This is a genomic window from Ideonella sp. P3_A4 (genome assembly GCF_056403075.1).
In genome coordinates, this window is sequence record NZ_JBFUGE010000326.1 from 1 (window position 1) to 6,823 (window position 6,823).

Annotated in this window: 9 protein-coding genes; 5 read left to right on the forward strand and 4 right to left on the reverse strand. The window is 67.7% G+C overall.

Annotated features, from left to right (window positions below; genetic code table 11):
• A partial coding sequence (locus tag AC1DYI_RS22875) for a DUF4148 domain-containing protein (protein ID WP_477206435.1) occupies positions 1-291 on the forward strand: 291 nt, incomplete at its 5' end.
• 80 nt (positions 292-371) lie between these two features.
• Here AC1DYI_RS22875 and AC1DYI_RS22880 read toward each other — a convergent pair.
• Together AC1DYI_RS22880 and AC1DYI_RS22885 are read right to left on the reverse strand one after the other, a co-directional pair.
• Entirely contained in the window at positions 372-605 is a 234-nt protein-coding gene (locus AC1DYI_RS22880; protein ID WP_477206436.1) for a DUF2783 domain-containing protein, read from the reverse strand.
• Positions 606-614: 9 nt separating this feature from the next.
• Positions 615-2,234, reverse strand: coding sequence for an FAD-dependent oxidoreductase (locus AC1DYI_RS22885; protein WP_477206437.1), 1,620 nt, complete (start codon positions 2,232-2,234; stop codon positions 615-617).
• A gap of 229 nt (positions 2,235-2,463) precedes the next feature.
• On the opposite strand from AC1DYI_RS22885, the gene AC1DYI_RS22890 reads away from it, so the two are divergent.
• From AC1DYI_RS22890 to AC1DYI_RS22900, 3 genes are read left to right on the forward strand one after another with little or no spacing between them, the layout of a single operon-like run.
• On the forward strand, positions 2,464-2,721 hold the full coding sequence (locus AC1DYI_RS22890) for a hypothetical protein (RefSeq protein WP_477206438.1): 258 nt from the start codon (positions 2,464-2,466) through the stop codon (positions 2,719-2,721).
• Positions 2,708-2,986: a hypothetical protein gene (locus AC1DYI_RS22895; RefSeq protein WP_477206439.1), complete on the forward strand. Its 279-nt coding sequence runs from the start codon at positions 2,708-2,710 to the stop codon at positions 2,984-2,986. The genes AC1DYI_RS22890 and AC1DYI_RS22895 overlap by 14 nt, the downstream gene beginning before the upstream one ends.
• Before the next feature lie 15 nt (positions 2,987-3,001).
• The gene (locus tag AC1DYI_RS22900) at positions 3,002-3,310 is read left to right on the forward strand and encodes a hypothetical protein (protein ID WP_477206440.1); all 309 of its coding nucleotides are present in this window, start codon (positions 3,002-3,004) and stop codon (positions 3,308-3,310) included.
• A 16-nt stretch (positions 3,311-3,326) separates the two neighbouring features.
• Here AC1DYI_RS22900 and AC1DYI_RS22905 read toward each other — a convergent pair whose 3' ends face one another.
• Together AC1DYI_RS22905 and xylB are read right to left on the reverse strand one after the other, a co-directional pair.
• Positions 3,327-4,283: an MBL fold metallo-hydrolase gene (locus tag AC1DYI_RS22905; protein WP_477206441.1), complete on the reverse strand. Its 957-nt coding sequence runs from the start codon at positions 4,281-4,283 to the stop codon at positions 3,327-3,329.
• An 83-nt stretch (positions 4,284-4,366) separates the two neighbouring features.
• Positions 4,367-5,884 carry a xylulokinase gene (gene xylB / locus AC1DYI_RS22910; protein ID WP_477206442.1) on the reverse strand — a complete coding sequence of 506 codons (1,518 nt, stop codon included), beginning with the start codon at positions 5,882-5,884 and terminating at the stop codon, positions 4,367-4,369.
• A 92-nt stretch (positions 5,885-5,976) separates the two neighbouring features.
• Here xylB and AC1DYI_RS22915 point away from each other — a divergent pair.
• Positions 5,977-6,823: sensor histidine kinase (locus AC1DYI_RS22915; protein ID WP_477206443.1), on the forward strand; the 847-nt coding region annotated here is incomplete at its 3' end.

Genomic DNA, 6,823 nt, shown 5'->3' on the forward strand with positions numbered 1-6,823 from the left:
GTGCAAGCCCAGTACATCGCCAAGCGCGATGCCAACAACATCGCCAGCTTCAACCCGGAAGCGGCCTACTTCGCGCAGAACAACGATTCGAGCAAGGCGATCGCTGCGCTGTTCACCCGCAAGCCGGCCCAAACGCAAGCCTCGGCCAGCGGCCTGAGCCGCGACGAAGTCCGCGCCGAACTGATCGCCGCCCGCGCCAACGGTCAGATCAACGTGTTCGACACCGAAACCGACCTGCGCGTGGCGCCCAGCGTGCGCCAACCGGCCGCCACGGTGATGGCCCAGCGCTGATCCGCAGCCTGGTTTCAGACAGAGAAGGGGCGGGGTCACTCCCGCCCCTTTTGCATTTCGGTCGACTCGGACCGGATCTCTCAGGCTTGAACGCCAGCGCGCGCAGCCGCCAAGGCCTCGCGCAGCACCCGCAGGTCACCAATGTGGTTGGCCAGCAGCAGCACCAGGCGGGCGTTGACGAGCTGGCTTTGCTCGTCGCTCAAGCCGCGGTGGGTCTCGATCAGCGCTTCGTAGAAATCGTCGCCCGGCGTGAACGCGCGGGCGAAACGTTCGYCGGGGATGCCGAAGTTCGGTTGGGTGTTCAGGTGCTCCATGGCAGTCCTTCAGTGTCGGCCCAGCGCACGTGCCAGGGCTGCTTGCATGGCAGCCACGTCGAAGYGGCGCCAGCGCGCGGCCACATGCTGGTCGGGGCGAATCAAGTAGCAGGTGCCGGGGCGAGCGTCGTAGCGGCGCGCGGCCAGACCTTCGGTGTCGACCATCGCCGTCGACGCGACACGCACAAGGCGCAGCGGCACCAGTGTCGGCGGCAGGCTGATCGGCTCGTCGCCGAAGACCAGCAGCGTGAAGCCACCGCTCCCGCCGGCCACTTCACGCAGCAGCCAGCGGGCTTGGCCGTCGACACTCACCGGCGCATCGTCCATCGGCGCACCTGGCAGCATCCACCCGTCGAAGGCGTCAGCGTCCGGCGTGTTCAACGGTGAATCGAGGGCCAAAGTCGGCACCGACAGCCGGCCCGAGTTGACCAGCGCCCGCGCAAATGCGTGCTCACGCGCCAAGCCCAGCACGGCGTTGCGGAACAGCTTCGAGGTCGCGCTCTTGGGCGTGATGAAGTCGGTCGAGCGGGTCGAGTTCAGGATGTTCTCGTCGGCCGCCGCACCGCGCTCGCTGGCGTAGCTGTCGAGCAGCGCCTCCGGCGCCGCGCCGGTCACCACCGCATGCAGCTTCCAGCCCAGGTTGTCAGCGTCCTGGATGCCCGAGTTGGCGCCTCGCGCGCCGAACGGCGAGACCTGGTGCGCCGCGTCGCCGATGAACAGCACGCGGCCATGTCGGAACTGCGGCATGCGCCGGCACTGGAAGGTATAGACGCTGACCCATTCGAGCTCGAATTCACGATCTGCGCCCAACATGGCCTGAATGCGCGGGATCACCCTCTCGGGTTTCTTCTCTTCTTCGGGGTCGGCGTTCCAGCCGAGCTGGAAGTCGATCCGCCAGACCTTGTCGGCCTGCCGGTGCAGCAGCACGCTCTGCCCGCGGTGAAACGGTGGGTCGAACCAGAACCAGCGCTCGGCCGGAAAGTCCGCCTGCATCACCACGTCGGCGATCAGGAAGCGGTCATGGAAGACCTGGCCTTCGATCTCCAGCCCGAGCTGGCGGCGGATCGGGCTGCGAGCGCCGTCGGCCACGACGAGCCAATCGGTTTCGAGAACGAAGCTGCCGTCGGCTGTTTCGACCTGCAGCGTCGCCCCGGCGCCATCGGGCTCAACCTTCGCGACCTTGTGCTTCCAGCGCAGGTCCAGGTTCGACAAAGCTTCAGCACGACGAACCAGGAACTCTTCGAGGTAGTACTGCTGCAGGTTGATCATGCCCGGCCGCTCGTGGCCGGCGTCTGGCAGCAGGTTGAAATGGAAGACTTCGTCGGTGTCGAAGAAAGTGCGGCCGACGTTCCAGGTCACGCCCTTGTCGACCAGCCGCTGGCCGCAGCCCAGGCGGTCCAGCACCTCCAGCGTGCGCTTGGCATAACAGACGCCACGGGAGCCGAGGCTCACCGTGTCGTCATCGTCCAGCAGCAGCACCGGCAGCCCGCGCTGCGCGAGGTCGATCGCCGCGGCCAGCCCGACCGGCCCGGCACCAACCACCACCACCGGGTGCCGGCGCGGCGATGCTTCGTCCAGCTCGCGTGGGCGCCGGTACTCGAACTTCGGGTAGGTGTACGTCGAAAGCATGGGGCGTCGTCGCCTTCCGTTCCGGCACGGGCCAGCCGGGCACCGGCGACTATCTCACCAAACCGAAGCCGCCACTTCGTAGGCCTCGTCTGACAACAGGATGGCGCACCGCCTGCTTCGTGAGTGAACAGGCGATCGGTCCAATCCCCTACAGCAGACAGACCATGCAAGTGGTTGTCAGCTACGCAACACAACACCCCAACTGCAACGTCACCCAAGCTCCGCGACCATGTCCGTCTACTTCGCCGCTTCCGTCCACGTGGGCAAGCACATCGTCAGCCCCTTTGCGAAACCCACCGCCGAAGGCGCCTACGCGGCGTTAGTTTCCATTCGGGGTGGGCACGGCGTGTCCTCGCACGACCGCGTCATTCGGTTCGTGCCGCAGTTTCACGACGAGCAGATGGCGTGCGAATACGCCTTCGAGCAAGCGTTGCTGCATCTGAATGAGACCCGGCCCATGCAAGGAGGCCAGCATGTTCCAGGTTGAGGTGTTGGACCTCTGCCAGCCATCTGCCAGATGGCGCGGCGTGTGCATCAGCGACGAAGCCGACGAGGGACTGATGTTCGCCTTCAGCGATCAATGCCCCGCCAGAAGCGACCGGTTGGCCGAAGCGATCGATCTGGTTGACGCTTTGCACGGCGACCTGGGTGTTCGCGCCGGCGTACGCCACCTGCAAAGTGGTCGCCTGATCTACGACTGTGCAGCGCGGCAGCGGACAGCCACCTCAAAGTTGGCAAACAAATCCACTTGACCCGGGAGATCCAAGATGGAACACGTGATCAACATGATGCTGGGTGGTTTGCTGGGTTGGACGATCACCCTTTTGCTCGAACATCGGCGTTGGCTGCCCTATCGGAGTGACTTCGTCGGCGGATTGCTCGGCAGCCTTTTCGGCAGCGTGGTGGCGACGGCGCTGGGCGGCCCTGCGGCCAGCAACGTCCACACCATGGCATCACTGGTTGGCGCCGCTCTGGCGATCACCATCTGGCGCTGCGCTCGCGGTCTGATCACGCGACGGGTGTCTGGGCAGTCGGGCAGTCTTCGAAACGCCTCGCCGCCTCGCTCGATGGCATGACCAGCCCGCGCGCCCCTTAGCCCTCCAGCGTCTCCCACATCTGCCGATCACGGTCGGCCGTCCAGATGCGTGGGTCGACGTGCTTGGTCGCCTCGTCATAGCAGCGCGTCACGTCGAACGGCAGGCAGTGGTCGAAAATCACCCAATGGCCGTACTTCGGCTTCAGCGCCGCGTAGGTCGCCTTGTAGACAGCGTTCAGCTCCTGCCCCGCCGCCACGCCAGCCTGCACGCTGGCCCACATGTCGCTGACGAAGGCGCGTGTGCCAGCCAGGCCGGCTGCCACCTGCTCAGGCGTGGTCAACGCCGCGCCCCGGCCCGGCACCAGTGCGCGCGGCTGCAGCGCCGCGATGTTGTCCAGTGTCTTCGGCCAATCCTGGAAGTAGGCGTCACCGGCATACGGCGTCGCGTCGAACTCGACCAGGTCGCCCGAGAACAGGATCTTCTGCTCCGGCAGCCAGGCCACCGTGTCGCCCTTGGTGTGGCCACGGCCGAGCTGGATCAGCTGCACTTCGAGCTTGCCCAGCCAGATCGACATGCGGCCGCTGAAAGTGATGGTCGGCCAGGTCAGGCCCGGCGGCACCGATTCGACATTCTGGAAAAGACGCGGGAAGCGGCCGATCTCGCTCGCCTTGTCTTGCTCGCCACGCTCGACGATCAGGTCGTAGGTGTCGCGGCTGGCGATGATGTGCTCGGGCGCATAGCCCGAAGCGCCGAGCACGCGCACCGCGTGGTAGTGGCTCAGCACCACGTATTTGATCGGTTTGTCGGTCACCTCGCGGATGCGGCGGATCACGTCCTGCGCCATCACCGGCGTGGCCTGGGTGTCGATCACCATCACCGCGTCGTCGCCGACGATCACGCCGGTGTTCGGGTCGCCCTCGGCCGTGTAGGCGTAGGCGTTGTCCGAGAGTTTGGTGAAGCTGACCTGCTTTTCTTCCAGGTCGGCTTGCGAGGCAAAGGCTTTGGTGTTCATGGCAGCGGTCTTGCGGCGTGGGGTGATCGGAAATCTTAAGCCTGCAGCCCCCTCGCCGCAGATGACCCCCTGGCGGGGCCAGCTCAGCCCAGTGCCCGCAGCGGCGCATAGGCCGTGCGAAAACGCGCCAGGCGTTCGGCCAGGCGGTTGCCGCGACCTGCGTCGGGTTCGAAGCTAAGCGCGATGCCCGGCCGTTGCACCACCTGCTCACGCGGACAGCCCAGGCCCAGCAGCGCCAGCCGCGCGGCGCCCAGCGCCGGGCCCACTTCCGCGCTGGCGGGCTTGTCGATCGGCGTGGCCAGCACATCCGCCAACAGTTGCAGCCAGGCTTGCGAACGCGCGCCACCGCCGATCGCCAACAGCCGCGCCGGCCGGCTGCCCGCCTCGCGCATCGCGTCCAGCGCGTCGGCAAAGGCGAAGGCCACGCCCTCGATCACCGCATAGCTCAGGTCGTCGCGGACATGGCTGCGGGTCAGGCCGATGAAACCCCCGGTGGCGGCCGGATCGGCGTGCGGCGTGCGTTCGCCGCTGAGGTAGGGCAGGAACAGCGGCGCCTGCGGCCGCTCGCCACCGACCTCCAAGCCTGCCAGCAGATCCCCCGGCGGATGGCCGGTGACATCGCTCCACCAAGCCAGCGCGCTCGATGCACTGAGCAACACCCCCATGTGGTGCCACAGGCCCGGCAGCGCATGGCAAAAGGTGTGCACGCCGCGCTCGGGGTTGGCGCGCGGCCGGTCGATCACGCTGAACAGCACGCCCGAGGTGCCGAGCGACAGCAGGCCATCGCCCGGTTCGACCACGCCGACGCCGATCGCCCCGGCCGCGTTGTCACCCGCGCCGGCAGCCACGCGCACGCCCACCGGCAAGCCCCAGCGGTCGGTCCATCGCGGCAACAACTCGCCCACCATGTCGGGCCCTTCGTGCAGCATCGGCATCTGGTCGCGACGCAGCCCGGTGGCCGCCAGCATCGTGTCGCTCCAGCCACGCGCGGCCACGTCCAGCCACAGCGTGCCGGACGCATCGGACATGTCCGAACTCATCACCCCCGCCAACCGCCAGACCAGCCAGTCCTTCGGCAACAGCACTTTCGCCGTGCGGGCAAAAAGCGCCGGCTCGTGCTGCGCCAGCCACATCAGCTTGGGCGCGGTGAAGCCGGCCATCGCCCGGTTGGCCGTGATGCGGCGCGTGGCCGGTTCGCCGCGCTCCAGCGCTTCGCACTGGGCCTGGCTGCGGCCGTCGTTCCACAGGATGGCCGGGCGCAGCACCGCGCCCGCGTCGTCCAGCAGCACCGCACCGTGCATCTGGCCAGCGACCGCCAGCGCCCGCACGCGGCCCCAGCGGGACTCGCCGGCGCCAGTACGCAGTTGCGCCATCGCCTGCTCCAGCGCCTGCCACCAGGCCTCGGGCGACTGCTCGGCCCACAACGGCTGTGGCCGCTGCACGTCCAGCGGCACCGAGGCTTCGGCTGCCAGTTCGCCGCTGGCTGACAACAGCACCACCTTGACGCCTGAGGTGCCCAGGTCGATACCGATGGCGAAAAGCTCGGCGCCGTCGTTGGCGGCGAAGGGGAAAGCGGCAGCGAAAGCGGTGTGCAGGCTCATGAGGGCGTGTAGGGGCCGGAGTAAGGGCCAGGCAGGATCGGGATTCCGAGGTGATGACCATCGGGTCACCGTGCGAGACTCGGGGCAGCACCATGCTTGGCGCCACCCATTCCCCGCTGGTCAAGAGAATCCTGCTGCTGGTGGGCGGGCTCGGTGTCGCAGTGTCTTTGCTGTGGGGAGGCATTGCAAGCCAGGTCGACCGCACCCGCTCGCTGCAGGCCGCCACCGAATCGGCCCGCTCCGCCATCGAGGCCAGCACCGAGCCGATCGCCTTGGCCGCCTGGCTGCTGGACCAACGTTTGCTCGCCGCGCACACCCGCGGCCTGATCCAGAACCGCGCCATCATGCATGCCCGCGTGGTGGCGAACGATGGCCTGACCCTGGCCGAAGCCGGCGACACCCCGCCGGCAGGCAGCCAGCAGCGCAGCATCCCCTTGTTTTCGCCCGACGGCAAATCACGCATCGGCGAGTTGCAGGTGACCGAATCGCTGGGCGAGATCGAGGCCGAGGTTGGCCGCCGCTCGGCCTGGCTGTTTGGTGGCGAGGTGGTCAAGGTGCTGCTGCTGACGGCGGTGGTGCTGGTGGTGATGCACGCGCTGGTCACGCGGCGGCTGATGAGCCTGTCACAGCAGCTGCAGGCCGTCCCGGCCGACGGAACCCCACCGACGATCGTCGTGCCGACCAGCCGCATCGCCGGGCGCGACGAGCTGGTGCTGCTGGCCGAAGCACTGAGCCAGCACCTGCAGGACCGCGAGGCCGTGCGCCGCCTGGCGCGCGAGCGCGATTCGGCCGAAGCCGCGAGCCAGGCCAAGTCCGACTTCCTGTCGCGCATGAGCCATGAGCTGCGCACGCCGCTGAACGGCATCCTCGGCTTTGCCCAAGCGTTTCGCCGCCACCCGGCCGTGGCCAATGATGAGACGCTACTGCGCTATGCACGCC